This window comes from Rhizobium indigoferae, from assembly GCF_034554815.1.
GTDB classification, from domain to species: Bacteria; Pseudomonadota; Alphaproteobacteria; order Rhizobiales; family Rhizobiaceae; genus Rhizobium; species Rhizobium leguminosarum.
In genome coordinates this window covers 1,277,692-1,296,204 of record NZ_CP140635.1, presented here as the reverse complement: position 1 = coordinate 1,296,204, position 18,513 = coordinate 1,277,692, and the positions used below count along the sequence as shown (strand labels likewise).

Sequence of the window (18,513 nt, the reverse complement as noted above, 5' to 3'; positions counted from 1 at the left end):
CACCTGGCCGTTCATCCGACATAAATCGCCAACATGGTTAACGAAGAGTAAAGAACCGGCCGCTGATGTCACCGGACGAACTCTCACTGAACGTTATTCGGACAACTGAACCCAATGATGTGGAAATCAATTTAGCAGCAACTTAATTGCTTTGATTGCGCCTGTCTTCCGCTGGGCGAAAAGCCCGTGGGGAACTATGCCGCATGGCCGGCGTTGCCTTGATGTCTGGGGTAGGAAAAGGAGAACATCCCATGCGCAAGACCATGCTGGCTGCGGCGGCCATACTGACCATCAGCTCCGCCGCCTTCGCGCAGAGCACCGTCATCGTCACAGATCCCGCACCGACCGGCTCCGTCGTATTGCCCGGCGAAGTGCGCACCTATGTGATGGAGCAAAACACGCCGTCCGCCGTCTATGACGGCGATATCGTGGTTGGCACGACGCTGCCCGATACCGTCGAAGTGCACACCGTGCCTGACATGGACGGTTACGGCTATACCGTCGTCAATGAGCGGCGCGTTATCGTCGAGCCGAAGACCCACCGCATCATCCAGGTGCTGGAATAACACGATCGGGAATTGTGGACGTGCGGCCGTATTCCGGCTTCACGTCCGCTCGTCTCCCACCCTCGCCTGTACATTCAAAAGTTCGCGGATCTTATGAGCCAGCTGCTCCAGGCTGAAGGGCTTGGCGAGCAGGGAAACGCCATGATCGAGCACACCATTGTGGACGATGGCATTGCGGGTGTAACCCGTGGTGTAAAGGATCCGGATCGTCGGCCATTTTTCCTGGACGACATCGCCAAGCTGGCGTCCGCTCATCTGCGGCATGACGATATCGGTGAAGATCAAATCGACTGCCGGATTTTCTTCGAGCAACAGAAGCGCCTCTATGCCGCTTGCCGCCTGCAATACGGTGTAACCGAGTTCATGCAGGCTTTCGGCCGTCATGGTGCGGACGTGCTCGTCGTCTTCCACCACCAGGATCGTATCATTGACGCTGCCGTGAGGAATCGGCTGGGTGCCGGCGGCGCCCGACCGGGCGTCCGTCGCGCCGACATGACGGGGAAGATAGATCTTCACCGTCGTGCCCCTGTCGATCTCTGAATAGATCTTGATGTGGCCGCCGCTCTGCTTGATGTAGCCGTAAACCTGGCTGAGGCCGAGGCCGGTGCCTTTGCCGGGTCCCTTGGTCGTATAGAAAGGGTCGAAGGCGCGCTCGATCACCTCCGGCGACATGCCGGTGCCAGTGTCAGTTATGCTGACCATTACATATTGGCCCGCCTCGACCTCCGAATGCATGCGCGAATATCGCTCGTCGAGTTCGGTATTGGCGGTCTCGATCGTCAGATTTCCGCCGCCCGGCATAGCGTCGCGAGCGTTGACGGCAAGGTTCAGGATGGCATTCTCGAGCTGGCTCAAATCGGCAAAGCTCGGCCACAGACCGCCGGCAAGCACGGTCTCGATCCGGATCTGCTCACCGAGCGTGCGCCGCAATAGCTCAGACATGCCGCCGACCAGCTTGTTAAGGTCGATCACCTCAGGGGCGAGCGGCTGCTGGCGCGAGAAAGCGAGAAGACGCGCGGTCAGTACCGCCGCCCTCTGCGCGCCGTCTTTGGCATTCTGGATGGAGTAAAGCAGGCGGGGATCCTCGCTGCCGCTCAGGCGCCGCTGGGCGAGGTCGAGGTTGCCGATGATGATCGCCAACATGTTGTTGAAGTCATGAGCGACGCCGCCGGTCAGCTGACCAATCGTCTCCATCTTCTGCAACTGGCGGACCTGCGCCTGAGCGGCGGCATTCTCTTCCATCTCGTGCCTGAGCTCGGCAGTGCGTTGGACGACTGTCTCTTCAAGGCGCGTGTTGAAGCTGTTGAGCTCACTGCGAAGGCGGCTCTGCCGCTCATGTGCGATAATGATCATCTCCATCAGGCCGACGATGATCGCGGCATTGACGAGATAAGTGGAAAGACCGACCCATTGGCCGGCGCTGACCGGCCAGAAGATGTTGTGCGGCTCGACGAAAAACTGCTGGACGATGAAAGCGGCAAGCAAGGCCGCAACCAGACCCGGCCCGGCCCCGCCTATGAAACTCGCCAGCAATATCGCCGGAAGGAAGCTGAGGAAGGGAAAGCCGGAGAGAGTGTCGCTGGCGGCAAGCCTCAGAAGAAAGGTCAGGCCAACGAAGGCAACGGCCAGCGGATAGGTAAAACCGGGCCTGTGACGCAGCCAATCCGTGGCACTCAGCAAATCCATTCGACACCCCTTCTTACAGCGCCGCCATGTCTTTTCAGACGCGCATAGGACGCTGTAACACTTTGGATTACTGCATAATTTTATCCATAGATCGATTCCGATTTAAGGAATTATGCAGTCGCCGTTGCGGAGACGGCATCCCAGCTTTTGCACATCAAATTTCACCGGGCAATATGCTGTTTCTTGCAGTGCCGGGCACGACGTCTTGACGAGCGGTGCAAGCGGTCCACATAAATCTCCATGCCCGGCGAGGGGAAATGGGTGGACGGGATCATGAAAGACATATTCATCGTCGAAGACGACGCGCTGATTGCCATGCTGCTCGAGGACATGCTTGCCGATCTGGGTTACCGGGTCTGCGCCAGCGCGCCCGATCTGGAGCGGGCGCTGGCAACCGCCAGGGATACGGAGTTCGACGCTGCAATCCTCGACGTCTCGCTTGCCGGGCAGAGTTCGCTGCCGGTCGCAAAGCTGCTCGACGAACGCGGCAAACCCTATCTCTACGCGACGGGATATGGCACTGCACCTGATGGCAGCAGCCCAAGCACGTTGCCCGTGCTGCAAAAACCCTTCCAGCTCAGCCAACTCGAACAGGCGATGAAGCGGCTTACCGAAGCCTGAGCTCCTGTTCAGCGCACCTGATCGAGCAGACGCTTGCATTCCAGGAGGTCGTAGAGCGCCTCCTGCAGCAGCGCCCTGTCTTCCTTGCCGACGCTCGACTTGCCGATCGAGACTTCCTGCTCGTCGTCTCCAGCGACGAAATTGAAGAACCGGCGGGTGATCGGCGGCTTGGCGCGGCCGACAATTTGGTCTTCGTCGGCCATGCCGACGCGCGGTTCCCCGCCAGCCGTATCCTGCACGCCCGACGCAAGCGCCTCGACGCTGGCGAGGTCGCCATGACCGACTGATATGACGAACTTGTTGCCGTTGGTCTTCAGAAGCTTCTGCACACCCTTGATCGTATAGCCATGATCATAGAGCAAATGCCGGATGCCCTTGAGGAGATCCACATCTTCCGGCCGGTAGTAGCGACGGCCGCCGCCGCGCTTCATCGGCTTTATCTGGGGGAAACGCGTCTCCCAGAAGCGCAGCACATGCTGCGGCAGATCAAGATCGTCTGCGACTTCGCTGATAGTGCGAAAGGCATCGGGGCTCTTGTCCAACGTCATACTGCTACGCGACCTCGCGGCTCGATCCAACGGCGACTCATCATATTTCAACGGTTTGGCGCCGACAATTCAAGTCATGTCTCGACGTTGCGCACAAGGATGGACAGTGCGAGAGAGAAAAAACCGCCGTTCCGAAACGAGATGCCGATATCAGGGAGCCGGATTCAGAGGCTTCAGCTTGATCTTGCGAGCGACATGCGCCTTGAGGATGCGCGTCTTCAGCACGTTCGACGCCTTGAAGGTCATGACCCGGCGGGGGGAAATCGGAACCTCCTCGCCGGTCTTCGGATTGCGGCCGATTCGCTCGTTCTTGTCGCGCACCTGGAAGGTGGCAAAGGAGGAAAGCTTGACGGTTTCACCACGCACGATGGCGTTGCAGATCTCGTCGATGACGGTTTCGACCAGTTCGGCAGATTCGGTCCGGGACAGCCCGACCTTTCGGAAAACGGATTCCGCCAGGTCTGCTCGCGTCACTGTTTTTCCGGTCATGGTTTCCCCGCCCATACAAAATATTTTGTGAAATCGCACGAAGAGTATTTGTCTTGCGCCTTACGGTCAAGCTCTTGTTCGCCGCCAGTTTTTTAGGATTCGTGCCTACCAGCGCAGCAGAACCGCACCCCAGGTAAAGCCGCCGCCCATCGCTTCGAGCATCACAAGGTCACCCTTCTTGATGCGGCCGTCGCCGGCAGCGGTCGCAAGTGCCAACGGGATTGAGGCGGCCGACGTATTGCCGTGCAGGTCGACGGTGATGACCACCTTCGCGGCATCGATGTTCAGCTTCTTCGCCGAACCGTCGATAATGCGGCGATTGGCCTGATGCGGCACCAGCCAGTCGAGGTCATCGGCGGTGGTGCCGGTCGAATCGAATGCCGCCTGGATAACGTCGGTGATCATGCCGACGGCGTATTTGAAGACCTCGCGGCCTTCCATGCGCAGCTTGCCGACAGTACCCGTCGTCGACGGTCCGCCATCGACATAGAGCTTTTCCTTGTGCGAGCCGTCGGAACGCAGATGTGCGGTCAGCACGCCGCGATCGGCAACGGTGCCCTCGCCTTCGGTCGCTTCGAGTATGATCGCGCCGGCACCGTCGCCGAAAAGCACGCAGGTGGTGCGGTCGTTCCAGTCGAGAATGCGCGAAAATGTTTCGGCGCCGATGACCAGAACGCGCTTGGCAAGCCCGCCGCGGATGTAGGCATCGGCTGTGGTAACCGCATAGACGAAACCGGTGCAGACGGCCTGGACGTCGAAGGCGAAGCCATGGCTCATGCCGAGGCGGTTCTGGATGTTGACCGACGTTGCGGGAAACGTGTTGTCCGGCGTCGAGGTGGCGCAGATGATAAGATCGATATCGGCAGGCGTCAGGCCGCCATTGGCAAGGGCTGCGCGTGCCGCGGCCTCGCCGAGCGACGCCGTCGTTTCGTCATCGCCGGCGACATAACGCTGGCGGATGCCGGTGCGCTGGACGATCCATTCGTCCGATGTGTCGACGATGGCCTCCATGCCACGATTGGTTATCACGCGCTTCGGAAGCGCTGCTCCGAACCCGCGAACCACTGAACGGATCATCTTTGATTGAACCCCATCGCTCATGCCGCTTCCGGGCCCATCGGGGGCAGCCGCTTGGCGTGATATTTCTTAAGATCGTTTTCTATTTTCTGATTGAGGCCGTTCTTGGCCATGTCGTAACCGACTTCAATGGCGGCGGCGATGCCTTCGGCATTCGCCCCGCCATGGCTCTTGATGACGATGCCGTTCAACCCGAGAAACACGCCGCCATTGACCTTGCTCGGATCGAGCTTCTCGCGAAGCATGTCGAATGCACTTTTGGCGAACAGGTAGCCGATGCGGGCCAGCAGCGTGCGCGACATGGCGGCACGCAGATATTCGCCGATCTGCTTGGCGGTGCCTTCAGCGGTCTTGAGCGCGATATTGCCGGAAAATCCTTCGGTGACGACGACGTCGACTGTGCCCTTGCCAAGGTCGTTGCCCTCGACGAAGCCGGAATATTCGAGCGAATCGATGTTCGCCTCGCGTAACAGCCGGCCGGCTTCCTTGACCTCTTCCTGGCCCTTCATCTCCTCGACGCCGACGTTCAGAAGGCCGACCGTCGGCCGTTCGACCTCGAAAAGCGCGCGCGCCATGGCGCCGCCCATCAGGGCAAAATCCATCAGCTGCTGCGCGTCGGCGCCGATCGTCGCGCCAACATCGAGCACGATGCTCTCACCCTTCAGCGTCGGCCAGATCGCAGCGATCGCCGGACGCTCGATATTGGCCATGGTGCGCAGACAGAATTTCGCCATCGCCATCAGTGCGCCAGTATTGCCGGCCGAGACCGCGACATCGGCGTCACCCGTCTTCACCGCCTCGATCGAGCGCCACATGGTGGAGATATAGCGGCCACGGCGCAGCGCCTGGCTCGGCTTTTCATCCATGGCGACGGCAAGCTCGCAGTCGTGAAAGAGCGATTTTTCCTTGAGTTTCGGAAACTTGGCGAGAACCGGATCGCACTGTTCCTTGAGACCATAGAGAACGAAGGAAATATCCGGATGCCGATCCAGCGCCTTGGCGGCGCCAGGGATGACAACTTGGGGACCAAAGTCGCCACCCATGAGGTCGAGAGATATTCTGATCACGCGTCCCTGATCCTTCTTTCCGCCGAGGGCGAAATTTCGGCCAAAATACCGGTTTTGGCGTCGCTTACAACTGAATTGTGTCAAATGCCAGAGGAGCTTCAGTCCTTTTTCCAGTCCTTGAGGGCTGCGAAAGCCGAGGGCTTTTTGTCCCCCTCGCCGCTATCCTCGATATGGCCGTCGAACTCAATCCCCTCTTTGCGCGGATAGGGATCGATCGCGAGAGCGGCGAATTCGGCAACCACCTCGCCGGCGTCGATCGTATCGCCGACAAAGGTCTCAGGCAGATCGGGACCGTCGGGATCGAGCAGCATCTCGCCGGCGTCGTTGCCGGCCTGGCGGGCAAGCTTGGAACCCTCCGGCACGAAGATCTGCTCGAAGCTCTCGTCGATGGCGGATTCGACCGGCTCCAGCGTCACGACGCAGGACTGGACGATCTTCGCCTGCACGCGGCCCTTGATGCGCACGCCGTCGCGCTTCCAGCGGGCAATCTGCAGATCGGCGCTGAGATCGTCGACGGAGACGACGTTCCAGGTCTCGGCAAGCGCCTTCAGTTCGCTGGTGTCGGCCTCGACATGGACTTCGACGGGGTTGGCCGAGATGTGGCCGACCTTGACTTGATAGGAGAAGGGAACATCGTCCCGAGCGTTCTTCATCGTTTCCTCCTTCAGGCGACCGCCGGGAGCGTTACCGAACCGGTGGTGATCACCTCTTCGGGGACGGCGGACAGATGCGATTCTGCGGCCATCATCCATCCGGCGAGGCCGGTCATATCGGCAGGCGCCGAGGTTTCGGGGTAGATATTGCGCTGAAGAGCGACAGCGAGGGCTTCGGCATCGCCTGTGTCCATCGCCTTCGAATAGGCTTCGAGCCGGCCGTAAAACATGCCGGCGAGCTTCTTCATGCGCTTTGGCACGCTGTTGTCGCCGATGCCGAGTTCGCGGATCGAATAGTCGATATCCTGGAAGAAAGCGTCGACGATCTCCTGGGCGATCTCCTGGCCGCTGGTGGCGGAAGCACGTGTGCGGCGAAAAAACAGAATCATCGCAATCGACAGCATCTCGAAACGGCCCATGACCGTATCCGGCACATTGAGCCGCTCATAGATCTCCGGCATGCGCGCGGCGGCCGTCAGGGCCGCATATTGCCTGTCGACGATCGCCTGATTGTTGTTTTTCTTGCGGAAGAGCCCGAAGATCATTGTTTTTTCCGGAAATGCCTCATTCTTCATGCCGGCCGGCGTCTGGCCTTGTTGCATGATTTCGAAAGCTGGTTTACCGAAGCAGGCGCGAATTGCAATGCCGATCATGGCCTGTTTCGGGACGACGCCTTCGATGCGTCAGCGAAGCGAATTCGGGAAATTCGACCCGGAATGGCCACAATGGTTTTGCAGGAGGAAAGCGTGCAAGGCCCCAAATGGCTGCTATCGACACTCAAGGGAGTAGATGTCGTTGAATAAACGGTATTTCAAGTCTGACGTGAAATTCTTCAGCAGCGCGGCCATTGCCTTCATAATCGCCTCCACCACCGCTCTCTCCGGTTGCCAGACCAGCACCGTGCTCAATGGCGGCTACGTCGCCGACCAGCAGTCGCTGAACCTCGTTCCGGAAGGCTCCAGCCGCGAGCAGGTGCTGCTTTCGCTGGGCACCCCGTCGACGACGGCGACCTTCGACGGCGAAGTCTTCTATTACATCTCGCAGCGGCGCACGCGTGCCGTCGCCTTCCAGAAGCTGAAGGTCGTCGATCAGAGCGTTCTGGCGATCTATTTCGACAAGGACGGCGTCGTCAGCCGCCGCGCCAACTATGCGCTGCAGGACGGCAAGGTGTTCGACACGATCGGACGCGTCACACCGACCGGCGGCAAGGAGCTCACCTTCCTGCAACAGATGCTTTCCGGCGGCAGCGCCGCGAGTGCTGCCCGCAGCCTGTTCGGTGGTGGCGCCGGCGGCACGCCCCAGAACCCAAGCAGCCTGCGCTGATAGGACACGCCTCATACGAAAAACCCGCCGGATCTGAACTGACCCCCGAAAGTTGGACATCCACCTTCGGGGGTTTTGCATGTCCAATCACAGCCTGGCTTTTAAGCTTTCTGTTGTGGAGTTTTATGAGAAGGGCGAGCGTAGTGCTCGGGAGGTCGGCGCGCACTTCGCGGTAGACCATGGGACGGTTCGCAAATGGGTAGCAAGCTATGAGGCGCATGGGGTTCCAGGTCTTGCGAAGAAGTTCAGCCACTACGATGCAGCATTCAAGCTATCGGTTCTCCAGCGGATGTGGAAGGATGGGCTCTCCTACCGCCAGACGGCGGCGCTGTTCGACATCCGCAATAAGGGTTGCCTTTCGGATTGGGAGCGACGCTACGAGACTGGTGGGATTGATGCACTGACCTCACGCCGCAAAGGAGGCCCCCGATCGATGTCCGAGCCGCCGATCCCCCGGGAGCCGCAAGCTTTGCAGAGCGACGAGGCGAAGAGCCGCGAAGAACTGCTGTCGGAACTGAACTATCTGCGCATGGAGAACGACTACCTAAAAAAACTCGAGGCCTTAACGCGCAAGCAACCAGCGCTCAAAAAGCGCAAGTCGTCCAGGCGTTAAGGCCACTCTATCCGCTTGACGACGTGCTGAAGCTTTCGGGCCTTTCCCGCAGCACGTTCTACTACCGGCAAAGGATGTCGCAGCTGGCCGACAGGCATGCTGCGCTCAAGGACAGGATCAAAGCCATCTTCGAGGCTCACAAGGGCTGCTACGGCTATCGCCGGGTGACGGCGGCGATCCGCCAGCTCGGGCAGACGGTCAATCATAAGACGGTCCAGCGCCTGATGGTCGAGATGGGATTGAAATCGCTGGTACGGCCGAAGAAATACCGCTCCTACAAAGGTGACGTCGGGCGCACAGCCCCCGACCTCGTCAAACGGCAGTTCACTGCGCAGGCAGCCAATCAGAAATGGGTCACCGACGTCACCGAGTTCAAGGTCGCCGGCGAGAAGCTCTATCTCTCGCCGGTCATGGACCTCTACAATGGCGAGATCATCGCCTACGAGACGACCACAAGGCCGGTCTTCAAACTGGTGGAAAGCATGTTGAACAAAGCCTTGAGCCGGCTGGGGAGCAATGACAAGCCGATCCTGCACTCCGATCAGGGATGGCACTACCAGATGCCAGCCTATCAGCGACAGCTTCAAAAATGCGGCATCGCCCAGAGCATGTCACGCAAAGGCAATTGCCTCGACAACGCCGCCATGGAAAGCTTCTTTGCCACCCTTAAATCCGAGCTCTTTCATCCCAATCGCTTCGTCAGCATCAAAAGCCTGAAAGACGGCATCGACGACTACATCCACTACTACAATCATCAGCGCATCAAGTTGAAACTCAAAGGGCTGAGCCCTGTGCAATACAGAACTCAGCCCTTAAATCTAACCAGCCTTTAAACCGTCCAACTTATTGGGGTCAGTTCAATCGCTCCGGCGGGTTTTTTACTGCATGATTCCTTAAATCGGAATCGATTTAAGGAATCATGCAGCCATTCAAAGTGTTACAGCGTCCTTTGCGCGTCTAGAAAGACGCGCGGCGCTGTAATTGCCTCTGCTTGGCGTGAAGTGTACCACGCCAAGCCGGCGGTCTTTGTTTATCCAGCGAGAACGGCGAGCAACAGCAGCGCGACGATGTTGGTGATCTTGATCGCCGGGTTGACGGCAGGGCCGGCGGTATCCTTGTAAGGATCGCCGACGGTATCACCGGTGACGGAGGCCTTGTGTGCATCCGAGCCCTTCATGTGGCGCACGCCGTCCTTATCGACGAACCCGTCTTCGAAGCTCTTCTTGGCATTGTCCCAGGCGCCGCCGCCCGATGTCATCGAGATGGCGACGAAGAGGCCGTTGATGATGACGCCGAGGAGCGATGCGCCGAGGGCGGCAAAGGCGGAGGCCTTGGAACCAGAGATAAGAAGAACGCCGAAATAGACGACGATAGGCGCCAGCACCGGCAGCAGCGAGGGCACGATCATCTCGCGGATGGCGGCCTTGGTCAAAAGGTCGACCGCCCTGCCGTAATCCGGCTTTTCCGTGCCTTGCATGATGCCGGGCTTTTCCTTGAACTGACGGCGCACTTCCTCGACGATCGCGCCGGCAGCACGGCCGACGGCGGTCATAGCGATGCCACCGAAGAGGTAGGGTATGAGACCTCCGAAGATCAATCCCGCCACCACGTAAGGGTTGGAAAGATCGAAGGAAATTTCGCCGATGCCGGCGAAATAAGGGAACTTGTCGCCATTCGCTGCAAAATATTTGAGGTCGTAGGAGTAGGCCGCGAAGAGAACCAGGGCGCCGAGACCGGCGGAGCCGATGGCATAACCCTTGGTGACGGCCTTGGTCGTATTGCCGACGGCATCGAGCGCATCAGTGGATTTGCGCACCTCCGGCGGCAGATGCGCCATTTCGGCGATACCGCCGGCATTGTCCGTCACCGGTCCGAAGGCGTCGAGCGCGACGATCATTCCGGCGATGCCGAGCATCGCCGTGACCGCAATACCGGTGCCGAACAGGCCGCCGAGCTGGTAGGTGGCGAGAATACCGCCGACGATGACGATCGCCGGCAGCGCCGTCGATTCCAGTGAGACGGCTAGGCCCTGGATGACGTTGGTGCCATGACCGGTGACCGAGGCCTGGGCGATCGAGACGACCGGACGCTTGCCCGTGCCGGTATAATATTCGGTGATCACCACGATCAGCGCAGTGACGACGAGGCCGACGATGCCGCAGAAGAAGAGGTGCGCGCCTGATATGTCGGCGCCTCCGACGGAACCGATCGATCCCCAGCCGATGGTGAGCGAAGTGGCAGCACCAAGTCCGACGATCGACAGTAGGCCGGTGACGATGAGGCCCTTGTAGAGAGCGCCCATGATCGAGCCGTTCGAGCCGAGCTTGACGAAGAAAGTGCCGATGATCGAGGTGATGATGCAGGCACCGCAGATCGCCAGCGGATAGACCATCGCAGACTGGAGGATCGGCGCGCCGGCAAAGAAGATCGCGGCAAGAACCATGGTGGCGACGACAGAGACCGCATAGGTCTCGAAAAGGTCGGCGGCCATGCCGGCGCAGTCGCCGACATTGTCGCCGACGTTATCGGCAATCGTTGCCGGGTTGCGCGGATCGTCTTCGGGAATGCCGGCTTCCACCTTGCCGACCAGATCGCCGCCGACATCGGCGCCCTTGGTGAAGATGCCGCCGCCAAGACGGGCGAAGATCGAGATCAGCGAAGCGCCGAAGCCGAGCGCCACCAGCGCATCGATGACTTCGCGCGAGCCGCTCTCATGGCCGAGCCCGACGGTCAAGACCGTATAGTAGATGGAGACGCCGAGCAGCGCCAGGCCAGCCACCAGCATGCCGGTGATCGCACCCGACTTGAAGGCGATGTCGAGGCCGGCGGAAAGGCTGACGGAAGCCGCCTGGGCGGTGCGCACATTGGCGCGGACGGAAACGTGCATGCCGATGAAACCGGCAGCACCGGAAAGCACGGCGCCGATCAGGAAGCCGATCGCGGCCTCGGCGGAAAGAAGCAGCCAGGCTAAAATGAAAACAACAACGCCGACAATGGCAATGGTTTTGTACTGGCGCGTCAGATAGGCTTGAGCGCCTTCGCGGATATAGCCCGCGATCTCCTGCATGCGGCTATTGCCCTGATCGGCGGCAAGCACCGACCGGGTTGCCCAGGCGGCATAAACCACCGAGAGCAGACCGCATGCGATTACGCATAAAAGAATCGTCATTTCGCTCTTTCCTCCCATAGGCCGGAGATCACTCCTTCTCCGGCAGATACGCCGCCGAATCGCCTTCCTCTCCACAGAAATGCCACAGCTAAGCGTTGCGGAGATTGCGTGGTCGATCACGTGGCGTCAAGACCGCAACGGGCGAAAACCATTGCGGTGCGAAGAAAGAAGCGGGAGGACTATTTGGCGGCGAAAGACTTATTTCTTCGCCTCGCCGCGAACCTGCTTTGCGATGCGGTCGAGCACGGCGTTTACGAGCTTCGGCTCGTCGTCATCGAAGAAAGCCTGGGCGATCTCGACATATTCGGTAACGATGACCGCCACCGGAACGTCCTTGCGGTCGGTGATCTCGAAGACGCCGGCGCGCAGGATGGCGCGCACGGTACTGTCGAGGCGCGACAAGGCCCAATCATCCTGCAGGGCTGCGGCAATCAGCGGATCGAGGCGGACCTGATCGCGCACGACGCCGGAGACGATGGAACGGAACCAGGCGGCATCGGCCTTCAGATAGGTCGCGCCGTCGAGTTCCTGGCCAAGACGGTGCGCCTCGTATTCGGCGACGATCTCCAGAACGCCGGTGCCGCCGACATCCATCTGATAAAGTGCCTGAACGGCAGCAAGACGGGCAGCGCCCCGCTGGTTTGCAGTCTTGACTGGCCGTTCCGTCTTGTCGTCGTTCATTCGTTATGCACCCAGTTTCTGCTTCAACTCGATCATGGTCAGAGCTGCACGAGCGGCAAATCCGCCCTTGTCCTTGTCCGAGCGGCGCGCGCGCGCCCATGCCTGTTCGTCGTTTTCGACGGTCAGGATGCCGTTGCCAATGGCAAGGGACTCGCTGACCGCGAGATCCATCAAGGCGCGCGAGGATTCATTCGACACGATATCGAAGTGATAGGTCTCGCCGCGAATGACCATGCCGAGGGCGACATAGCCGTCATAATGCGTTCCGCCATTGTCGTCTCCATCGAGCGACATGGCAATCGCCGCCGGAATTTCCAGTGCGCCGGGGACGGTGACGACCTCGAAGGTGGCGCCGGCCTCTGTCAATGCGAAGGTCGCGCCTTCGAGCAGGGCGTCGGCCATGTCGTCGTAGAAGCGGGCCTCAACGATCAAAATATGGGGAGCGGTCTCTCTCGACATGGTTCACCTTCGGTTGGCGGGACATTTACCCACTCGGCAGCCCGCGGTCAAAACATGCCTTCGTCTGAATGGCAAGCAATTTCGCCCGATGCCGCAATGGGAAAGAGGAAATATCTGCAAGGGGATAGCCGCGCCCTGTATGCACAGCTGGGCAAGCCTCTGAATTCAGCTTTCCCGGACGCCCGGAAAGCGGCAATTCGAAGGCAGTTTTCATGAACAATTCTTAATGTCTTTTCAGTGGCTTAACCCATTGAATCGCGAATGGGAGAACGCCAATTCCATGTCGTGACGCAGACGATCCCCTGCAACGACAGCCGACCGTCTAAGCAGATGAAAGGATACAAATCATGCACCGCGTTCTCACCATCACCCTCGCTGCCGCCCTCTCCTCCCTCGCCTTTGCCGGCGTCAGCCGGGCCGAAAGCCTCGGAATGAACACCCCTCAAGGCATCGAACAGACGCTCAGGGGTTTCCAGGGCAATGATTTCAATGTCCAGGAGGTTTACAACTGGCGCAACTTCGACGACGAGACGAGCGGCCCACACTCGGCACCGCAACGCTCCGGCGAGGCTATCCGTGGCATCCAGGCGTCGATCGATGCCAACAGGTCGCTTGCCCACCGTCTCAACAATGAAGGTGTCAACATTCGCAATGTGGTCAACGCCGAGCAGGCGGCCGATGGAAGCATAACCTTCTACGTTCGTTGACGGCTCCAGCGCATAACCTCGAAAATCGGAACGATCTTCGGGGGGGTATGCGTGGGTCGAAGTGATAGAGCGTCCTTCACGCGTCCTATTCGACGCACGGCGCTCGAAGCATGGGCGGCGGTCTCCTCTCCGCCCATGCTGGGGATATCGGAGATAAGCATTGAATTTTCCTGGGATGACGGCTTCTCTTGCTGAAACAGGAGGACGTTATGGCAACGGAACCGAAGGCGGTGATCAATACCGCCGATCTCAAGCTCGACCACTGGAAACAGGGCGAGCTCTATGAAAGCACCGACACCTCTTTCGGTGCGCTTCTTGGCTTGGCCAGCCTCGGCGTCAGCTACAACGAGGTACCTCCCGGCAAATCAGGCTGCCCCTTCCACAACCACCATGTCGAAGACGAGCTCTTCTATGTGATCGCGGGCTCTGGCGAATATCGCTTCGGCGACGCGCGCCATGTGATCAAGGCGGGCGACGTGCTCGGCGCGCCGGCCGGCGGGCCTGAAACGGCGCACCAGATCATCAATACCGGCACGGCCACACTCGTCTATCTCGGCATTTCGACAATGGCGAGGACCGAGATCGTCGAATATCCCGATTCCGGAAAGTTCCTTGCCAAAACGAACTGGGCAGCCAAGACCAACAGGGACAATACAGAAACCAAGCGCTTCCGTCATATCGGACGGCCGGAAGGCGATCTCGACTATTGGGACGGCGAGCCCGGCGCCTGAGGACACGTTATTTCACAAGGACCCGATGTGACCGACATTCCAACCCTCGAAACGGCGCGGCTGACGCTTCGCCCTCACCGCCTCGACGATTTCGACGCGCATGCGGCACTATGGGCGGACGAGGATGTCGTGCGCTTCATCACCGGCGTGCCATCGACACGCGAGCAGAGCTGGAGCCGCATGCTACGCGTTGCCGGCATGTGGCATCATATGGGCTTCGGTTTTCTGGCGATCGTCGAAAAGGGGAGCGGCCGGTTCATCGGCGAAGCGGGCTTCCTGGAAGCCCGGCGCGAGATGGAACCCTCGATCGAGGGGACGATGGAGGTCGGCTGGGCGCTGATGCCTTCGGCGCACGGCCGTGGTTATGCCACTGAGGCGCTGACCGTCCTGATCGGGTGGGCGGAAACGCATTTCCCGGGAAAACCGATGAGCTGCATCATCAGTCCCGAGAACCAGGCCTCATTGCGGGTCGCGGCCAAGCTCGGCTTCCGCGAGACGGCGCGCACCCAGTACAACGGCGATATCATTCAATTTTCGCGTTAGAGCGCCGCGTCCATTCCGATTTTCGACGGTTATGTGCTGGGGAACTCAGCCAGCCGGGCGGCATAACGCGCCATGGTGTCGACTTCGAAATTGACGAAATCGCCGGCCTTGCGCTCGCCCCAGGTGGTGACCTCTAGCGTGTGCCGAATGAGCAGCACGTCGAAATCCGTGCCGTCGACGGCATTGACCGTCAACGAAGTACCGTCGAGTGCAATCGACCCCTTGGGGGCGACGAATTTCGCCAGATGTTCGGGCGCGCGCAGGCGGTAGCGCGTGGCGTCGCCCTCTGCTGTCACCGAGAGGATTTCCGCCTTGCCGTCGACATGGCCGGAAACGATGTGGCCGCCGAGTTCATCCCCGATCTTCAGCGACCGTTCAAGATTGATGCGGCTGCCCTCCTGCCAGTTGCCGATCGTCGTCAGCCGCAGCGCCTCTTCCCAGGCCTCGACCTCGAACCAGCGGCCGTTGCTTCCCTCGGTCGGAAGTCCAGTGACAGTCAGGCAGATGCCGGCGTGAGAGATCGAGGCGCCCATATCGATGGTTGAGGGATCATAGGCGGTCGCGACCCGCAGCCGGATACCTTCCTTCAGCGGGGAAACGGATTCGACCGTGCCGACATCGGTGACTATTCCGGTGAACATCAAAGCCCTCTTTCGTATTCGTCCAGGCGATCGCCGCCGAACATCAGCGTGCCCGTATGGGCAAAACCCGATGGTATGTCGGTTGCATCAAGCGGGGATTCAATACCACCCTCGCCAATCATAACAGGCGCCTGATAAAGCTGGATGCGATCGACGAGGCCAGCCTCGAGGAAAAGCCGCGCCGTCTTTGCACCGCCCTCGACCAGAAGCGAGGAAATACCGCGCGTCGCGAGTGCCGGCAGCAGGACTTCCGGATGGTAGGGATTGCAATGGACGACCTCGACGCCGGCGGCCTCGAGGGCTGCGCGGCGAGATTCCATCTCTGTGGATGCGATATCACCCTCTGCCTGCGACAATGATCCTTCCTCACTCGTCACCACGATGACCGGCACCTCCCGCGCCGTCCCGACGAGCCTGCTGGTCAGCGGCAATGCCAGGGAAGGATCGAGGACGATGCGGATCGGCGATTGTGATTCAAGACCTGGCGAGCGCACAGTCAGCAGCGGATCATCCGCAATCGCGGTACCGATGCCGACCAGGATGGCATCGGTTTCGGCGCGCAGCGCCTGCACCTGGGCGCGGGCCTCCGGGCCTGTTATCGCCACCTGCCCTGCCCCCTGGCGGCCGATCATGCCATCGGCGGAAACGGCAAGTTTGAGAGTCACATAGGGCCGGTTCTTCGTCTGGCGGGTGAGATAGGCGGCAAGCGACTGCCGACCCTCCGCCTCCAGCACGCCGGCATCCACCTCTATGCTAGCTTCGCGCAGCCTGGCGATGCCGCGGCCGGAGACCCGCGGATCGGGATCGGTGACGCTGATGACGATGCGGGCAACACCATAGGCGATCAGCGCCTCGGCGCAGGGCGGCGTCTTGCCGTGATGCGAGCAGGGTTCGAGCGTCACATAGGCGGTAGCGCCGCGGGCCAGCGCGCCGGCTTCAGAGAGCGCCTGCGTCTCGGCATGCGGGCGGCCGCCGAGGGCGGTCACGGCACGGCCGACGATAACGCCGTCCTTGACGATCAGACAGCCGACGGAAGGATTGGTGGCGGTGCGGCCGAGATGCCAGCGCGACAGACGGATCGCCGCCGCCATGAAACGTTCGTCATGCGGCGTGAAGCTCATGGCTCACCTGTCCAGCGGGTCGCGGGCGATCTTGGCGTTGATTTCGGAAATAACCTTCTCGAAATCCTCGGCAAGCGAGAAATCCCGATAGACCGAGGCATAGCGCACGAAGCCGACATCATCGAGGCTCTTCATGGCTTCCAGCACCTGCAGGCCGATCTGCTCGGAGGAGATCTCGGTCTCGCCGGAGCTTTCAAGCCGGCGGACGATACCGGAGACGGCGCGCTCTATGCGGTCGCGCTCGACCGGGCGTTTGCGCAGCGCCACCTCGAAGGAGCGCACCAGCTTGTCGCGGTCGAAGGGCACTTTGCGTCCGGTCTTCTTGATGACCATCAACTCGCGCAGTTGCACACGTTCGAACGTGGTGAAGCGGCCGCCGCAATCGGGACAGATACGCCGCCGGCGGATGGACGTGTTGTCCTCCGCCGGGCGCGAATCCTTGACCTGGGTATCTTCCGAACCGCAATAGGGGCAGCGCATCCCTACTCCTTATCCCATGTAGCCGTACATGGGGAAGCGGTCGGTGAGGTTGACCACCTTGCCGCGCACAGCGGCTTCGACGGCAGCGTTGCCTTCATCGGAATTGGCGACCTTCAGCCCGTCGAGGACCTCGACGATGAGATTGCCAATCTCGCGGAATTCAGCTTCCTTGAAGCCGCGGGTCGTGCCGGCCGGTGCGCCGAGGCGCACGCCCGAGGTGACGAAGGGCTTTTCCGGATCGAAGGGAATGCCGTTCTTGTTGCAGGTGACATAGGCGCGGCCAAGCGCTGCCTCGGCGCGCTTGCCGGTGGCGTTCTTCTTGCGAAGGTCGACCAGCATCAGGTGGTTGTCGGTGCCGCCGGAGACGACGTCGAGGCCGCCCGATATCAGCGTTTCGGCGAGCGCCTTGGCGTTCTTGACGACCTGGGCGGCATAATCCTTGAATTCAGGCTGCAGCGCCTCGCCGAAGGCGACAGCCTTGGCGGCGATGATGTGCATCAGCGGGCCACCCTGCAAACCGGGGAAGACTGCCGAATTGAACTTCTTGGCCAGATCCTCGTCATTGGTGAGGATGACGCCGCCGCGTGGGCCGCGCAACGACTTGTGGGTCGTCGTCGTCGCGACATGGCAATGCGGGAATGGCGACGGATGAACACCACCGGCAACGAGGCCGGCAATATGGGCCATGTCGACCATGAGATAGGCGCCAACCGAATCGGCGATCTCGCGGAAACGCTTCCAGTCCCAAATGCGGGAATAGGCAGTGCCGCCGGCGATGATGAGCTTCGGCTTGGTTTCCTTGGCCTTGCGCTCGACTTCATCCATGTCGAGCAGGTTGTCGCCTTCGCGCACGCCGTAGGAGACGACGTTGAACCACTTGCCGGACATGTTGACCGGCGAACCATGGGTGAGGTGGCCGCCCGAATTCAGGTCGAGACCCATGAAGGTGTCACCCGGCTGCAGCAGCGCCAGGAACACCGCCTGGTTCATCTGCGAGCCGGAATTCGGCTGGACGTTGGCGAAATTGACGCCGAACAGCTTCTTGGCGCGCTCGATCGCCAGTTCCTCGGCGATATCGACGAACTGGCAGCCGCCGTAATAACGCTTGCCGGGATAACCCTCGGCATATTTGTTGGTCATGATGGAGCCCTGGGCTTCCAGCACGGCGCGGGAGACGATGTTCTCAGAAGCGATCAGTTCGATCTCGTGCCGTTGGCGACCGAGTTCCTTTCCGATCGCGCCGAAAATGTCCGGATCGACGTCCGCAAGCGAGCGATTGAAGAAGGATTCGGTGGAAGCATTGGTCATGGGCGGGCTCCTCAACTGGAATGCGCTGAG

General features: G+C 60.4%; 21 protein-coding genes. 7 read left to right on the top strand and 14 right to left on the bottom strand.

What is annotated here, in order from left to right; genetic code table 11:
- Nucleotides 1-251 precede the first annotated feature (251 nt).
- Entirely contained in the window at nt 252-566 is a 315-nt protein-coding gene (locus tag U5G49_RS06635; protein ID WP_193445066.1) for a DUF1236 domain-containing protein, read from the top strand.
- A 39-nt stretch (nt 567-605) separates the two neighbouring features.
- Here the strand turns inward: U5G49_RS06635 and U5G49_RS06630 are convergent, their stop codons facing one another.
- The gene (locus U5G49_RS06630; protein WP_193445065.1) at nt 606-2,252 is read right to left on the bottom strand and encodes an ATP-binding protein; all 1,647 of its coding nucleotides are present in this window, start codon (nt 2,250-2,252) and stop codon (nt 606-608) included.
- Between the two features lie 273 nt (nt 2,253-2,525).
- On the opposite strand from U5G49_RS06630, the gene U5G49_RS06625 reads away from it, so the two are divergent.
- The gene (locus tag U5G49_RS06625) at nt 2,526-2,873 is read left to right on the top strand and encodes a response regulator (RefSeq protein WP_193445064.1); all 348 of its coding nucleotides are present in this window, start codon (nt 2,526-2,528) and stop codon (nt 2,871-2,873) included.
- A gap of 8 nt (nt 2,874-2,881) precedes the next feature.
- Here the strand turns inward: U5G49_RS06625 and U5G49_RS06620 are convergent, their stop codons facing one another.
- From U5G49_RS06620 to U5G49_RS06595, 6 genes are all read right to left on the bottom strand, one after another.
- On the bottom strand, nt 2,882-3,421 hold the full coding sequence (locus U5G49_RS06620; RefSeq protein ID WP_018447481.1) for a MerR family transcriptional regulator: 540 nt from the start codon (nt 3,419-3,421) through the stop codon (nt 2,882-2,884).
- Between the two features lie 150 nt (nt 3,422-3,571).
- Nucleotides 3,572-3,910 carry an integration host factor subunit alpha gene (locus U5G49_RS06615; RefSeq protein ID WP_018241528.1) on the bottom strand — a complete coding sequence of 113 codons (339 nt, stop codon included), beginning with the start codon at nt 3,908-3,910 and terminating at the stop codon, nt 3,572-3,574.
- 105 nt (nt 3,911-4,015) lie between these two features.
- Entirely contained in the window at nt 4,016-4,987 is a 972-nt protein-coding gene (locus U5G49_RS06610) for a beta-ketoacyl-ACP synthase III (RefSeq protein ID WP_193445081.1), read from the bottom strand.
- Nucleotides 4,988-5,007: 20 nt separating this feature from the next.
- Nucleotides 5,008-6,054, bottom strand: a complete 1,047-nt coding sequence (gene plsX, locus U5G49_RS06605) for a phosphate acyltransferase PlsX (RefSeq protein WP_020397442.1) — start codon at nt 6,052-6,054, stop codon at nt 5,008-5,010.
- A gap of 98 nt (nt 6,055-6,152) precedes the next feature.
- Nucleotides 6,153-6,707, bottom strand: a complete 555-nt coding sequence (locus U5G49_RS06600; RefSeq protein WP_018447478.1) for a YceD family protein — start codon at nt 6,705-6,707, stop codon at nt 6,153-6,155.
- 11 nt (nt 6,708-6,718) lie between these two features.
- On the bottom strand, nt 6,719-7,360 hold the full coding sequence (locus U5G49_RS06595; RefSeq protein WP_018241524.1) for a ubiquinol-cytochrome C chaperone family protein: 642 nt from the start codon (nt 7,358-7,360) through the stop codon (nt 6,719-6,721).
- Nucleotides 7,361-7,496: 136 nt separating this feature from the next.
- On the opposite strand from U5G49_RS06595, the gene U5G49_RS06590 reads away from it, so the two are divergent.
- Together U5G49_RS06590 and U5G49_RS06585 are read left to right on the top strand one after the other, a co-directional pair.
- Entirely contained in the window at nt 7,497-8,030 is a 534-nt protein-coding gene (locus U5G49_RS06590) for an outer membrane protein assembly factor BamE (protein WP_003547220.1), read from the top strand.
- A gap of 79 nt (nt 8,031-8,109) precedes the next feature.
- Nucleotides 8,110-9,476 (top strand): IS3 family transposase gene (locus U5G49_RS06585; protein ID WP_370090368.1). Its coding sequence is split into 2 segments (ribosomal slippage): nt 8,110-8,587 and nt 8,587-9,476, totalling 1,368 coding nucleotides; the frame shifts between segments, so codons are not numbered across the junction.
- Nucleotides 9,477-9,673: 197 nt separating this feature from the next.
- Here the strand turns inward: U5G49_RS06585 and U5G49_RS06580 are convergent.
- From U5G49_RS06580 to ribH, 3 genes are all read right to left on the bottom strand, one after another.
- Nucleotides 9,674-11,812 (bottom strand): sodium-translocating pyrophosphatase, encoded by a 2,139-nt coding sequence (locus tag U5G49_RS06580; RefSeq protein ID WP_018447477.1) that lies wholly within the window; start codon nt 11,810-11,812, stop codon nt 9,674-9,676.
- A gap of 198 nt (nt 11,813-12,010) precedes the next feature.
- Nucleotides 12,011-12,493: a transcription antitermination factor NusB gene (gene nusB, locus U5G49_RS06575; protein WP_018241520.1), complete on the bottom strand. Its 483-nt coding sequence runs from the start codon at nt 12,491-12,493 to the stop codon at nt 12,011-12,013.
- Nucleotides 12,494-12,496: 3 nt separating this feature from the next.
- On the bottom strand, nt 12,497-12,952 hold the full coding sequence (gene ribH / locus U5G49_RS06570; protein WP_018241519.1) for a 6,7-dimethyl-8-ribityllumazine synthase: 456 nt from the start codon (nt 12,950-12,952) through the stop codon (nt 12,497-12,499).
- Nucleotides 12,953-13,299: 347 nt separating this feature from the next.
- Between ribH and U5G49_RS06565 the strand changes: the two genes are divergently transcribed.
- The 3 genes from U5G49_RS06565 (at nt 13,300) to U5G49_RS06555 (ending at nt 14,933) form a co-directional block, all read left to right on the top strand.
- Nucleotides 13,300-13,659, top strand: a complete 360-nt coding sequence (locus tag U5G49_RS06565; RefSeq protein ID WP_018447475.1) for a hypothetical protein — start codon at nt 13,300-13,302, stop codon at nt 13,657-13,659.
- Nucleotides 13,660-13,868: 209 nt separating this feature from the next.
- Nucleotides 13,869-14,390, top strand: a complete 522-nt coding sequence (locus tag U5G49_RS06560) for a cupin domain-containing protein (protein WP_018241517.1) — start codon at nt 13,869-13,871, stop codon at nt 14,388-14,390.
- A 27-nt stretch (nt 14,391-14,417) separates the two neighbouring features.
- Nucleotides 14,418-14,933 (top strand): GNAT family N-acetyltransferase, encoded by a 516-nt coding sequence (locus U5G49_RS06555; protein WP_028733637.1) that lies wholly within the window; start codon nt 14,418-14,420, stop codon nt 14,931-14,933.
- Nucleotides 14,934-14,962: 29 nt separating this feature from the next.
- Here the strand turns inward: U5G49_RS06555 and U5G49_RS06550 are convergent, their stop codons facing one another.
- The 4 genes from U5G49_RS06550 to glyA are packed head-to-tail and all read right to left on the bottom strand — an operon-like array spanning nt 14,963 to nt 18,483.
- A complete protein-coding gene (locus U5G49_RS06550) occupies nt 14,963-15,574 on the bottom strand; it encodes a riboflavin synthase (RefSeq protein WP_193446108.1) in 612 nt (203 codons plus the stop codon).
- The gene (gene ribD / locus U5G49_RS06545) at nt 15,574-16,695 is read right to left on the bottom strand and encodes a bifunctional diaminohydroxyphosphoribosylaminopyrimidine deaminase/5-amino-6-(5-phosphoribosylamino)uracil reductase RibD (protein WP_193446107.1); all 1,122 of its coding nucleotides are present in this window, start codon (nt 16,693-16,695) and stop codon (nt 15,574-15,576) included. Before ribD ends, U5G49_RS06550 begins: the two co-directional genes overlap by 1 nt.
- Before the next feature lie 3 nt (nt 16,696-16,698).
- Nucleotides 16,699-17,175 carry a transcriptional regulator NrdR gene (nrdR, locus tag U5G49_RS06540; protein ID WP_003547190.1) on the bottom strand — a complete coding sequence of 159 codons (477 nt, stop codon included), beginning with the start codon at nt 17,173-17,175 and terminating at the stop codon, nt 16,699-16,701.
- A gap of 9 nt (nt 17,176-17,184) precedes the next feature.
- A complete protein-coding gene (glyA, locus tag U5G49_RS06535; protein WP_028733634.1) occupies nt 17,185-18,483 on the bottom strand; it encodes a serine hydroxymethyltransferase in 1,299 nt (432 codons plus the stop codon).
- Between the last annotated feature and the right edge of the window lie 30 nt (nt 18,484-18,513).

Bases quoted from the DNA above. Each gene is read 5' to 3' on its own strand.
- U5G49_RS06635 (WP_193445066.1), top strand. From the start codon at position 252: ATGCGCAAGACCATGCTGGCTGCGGCGGCCATACTGACCATCAGCTCC.
- U5G49_RS06630 (WP_193445065.1), bottom strand. From the start codon at position 2,252: ATGGATTTGCTGAGTGCCACGGATTGGCTGCGTCACAGGCCCGGTTTT.
- U5G49_RS06625 (WP_193445064.1), top strand. From the start codon at position 2,526: ATGAAAGACATATTCATCGTCGAAGACGACGCGCTGATTGCCATGCTG.
- U5G49_RS06620 (WP_018447481.1), bottom strand. From the start codon at position 3,421: ATGACGTTGGACAAGAGCCCCGATGCCTTTCGCACTATCAGCGAAGTC.
- U5G49_RS06615 (WP_018241528.1), bottom strand. From the start codon at position 3,910: ATGACCGGAAAAACAGTGACGCGAGCAGACCTGGCGGAATCCGTTTTC.
- U5G49_RS06610 (WP_193445081.1), bottom strand. From the start codon at position 4,987: ATGATCCGTTCAGTGGTTCGCGGGTTCGGAGCAGCGCTTCCGAAGCGC.
- U5G49_RS06600 (WP_018447478.1), bottom strand. From the start codon at position 6,707: ATGAAGAACGCTCGGGACGATGTTCCCTTCTCCTATCAAGTCAAGGTC.
- U5G49_RS06595 (WP_018241524.1), bottom strand. From the start codon at position 7,360: ATGATCGGCATTGCAATTCGCGCCTGCTTCGGTAAACCAGCTTTCGAA.
- U5G49_RS06590 (WP_003547220.1), top strand. From the start codon at position 7,497: ATGTCGTTGAATAAACGGTATTTCAAGTCTGACGTGAAATTCTTCAGC.
- U5G49_RS06580 (WP_018447477.1), bottom strand. From the start codon at position 11,812: ATGACGATTCTTTTATGCGTAATCGCATGCGGTCTGCTCTCGGTGGTT.
- nusB (WP_018241520.1), bottom strand. From the start codon at position 12,493: ATGAACGACGACAAGACGGAACGGCCAGTCAAGACTGCAAACCAGCGG.
- ribH (WP_018241519.1), bottom strand. From the start codon at position 12,952: ATGTCGAGAGAGACCGCTCCCCATATTTTGATCGTTGAGGCCCGCTTC.
- U5G49_RS06565 (WP_018447475.1), top strand. From the start codon at position 13,300: ATGCACCGCGTTCTCACCATCACCCTCGCTGCCGCCCTCTCCTCCCTC.
- U5G49_RS06560 (WP_018241517.1), top strand. From the start codon at position 13,869: ATGGCAACGGAACCGAAGGCGGTGATCAATACCGCCGATCTCAAGCTC.
- U5G49_RS06550 (WP_193446108.1), bottom strand. From the start codon at position 15,574: ATGTTCACCGGAATAGTCACCGATGTCGGCACGGTCGAATCCGTTTCC.
- ribD (WP_193446107.1), bottom strand. From the start codon at position 16,695: ATGAGCTTCACGCCGCATGACGAACGTTTCATGGCGGCGGCGATCCGT.
- nrdR (WP_003547190.1), bottom strand. From the start codon at position 17,175: ATGCGCTGCCCCTATTGCGGTTCGGAAGATACCCAGGTCAAGGATTCG.
- glyA (WP_028733634.1), bottom strand. From the start codon at position 18,483: ATGACCAATGCTTCCACCGAATCCTTCTTCAATCGCTCGCTTGCGGAC.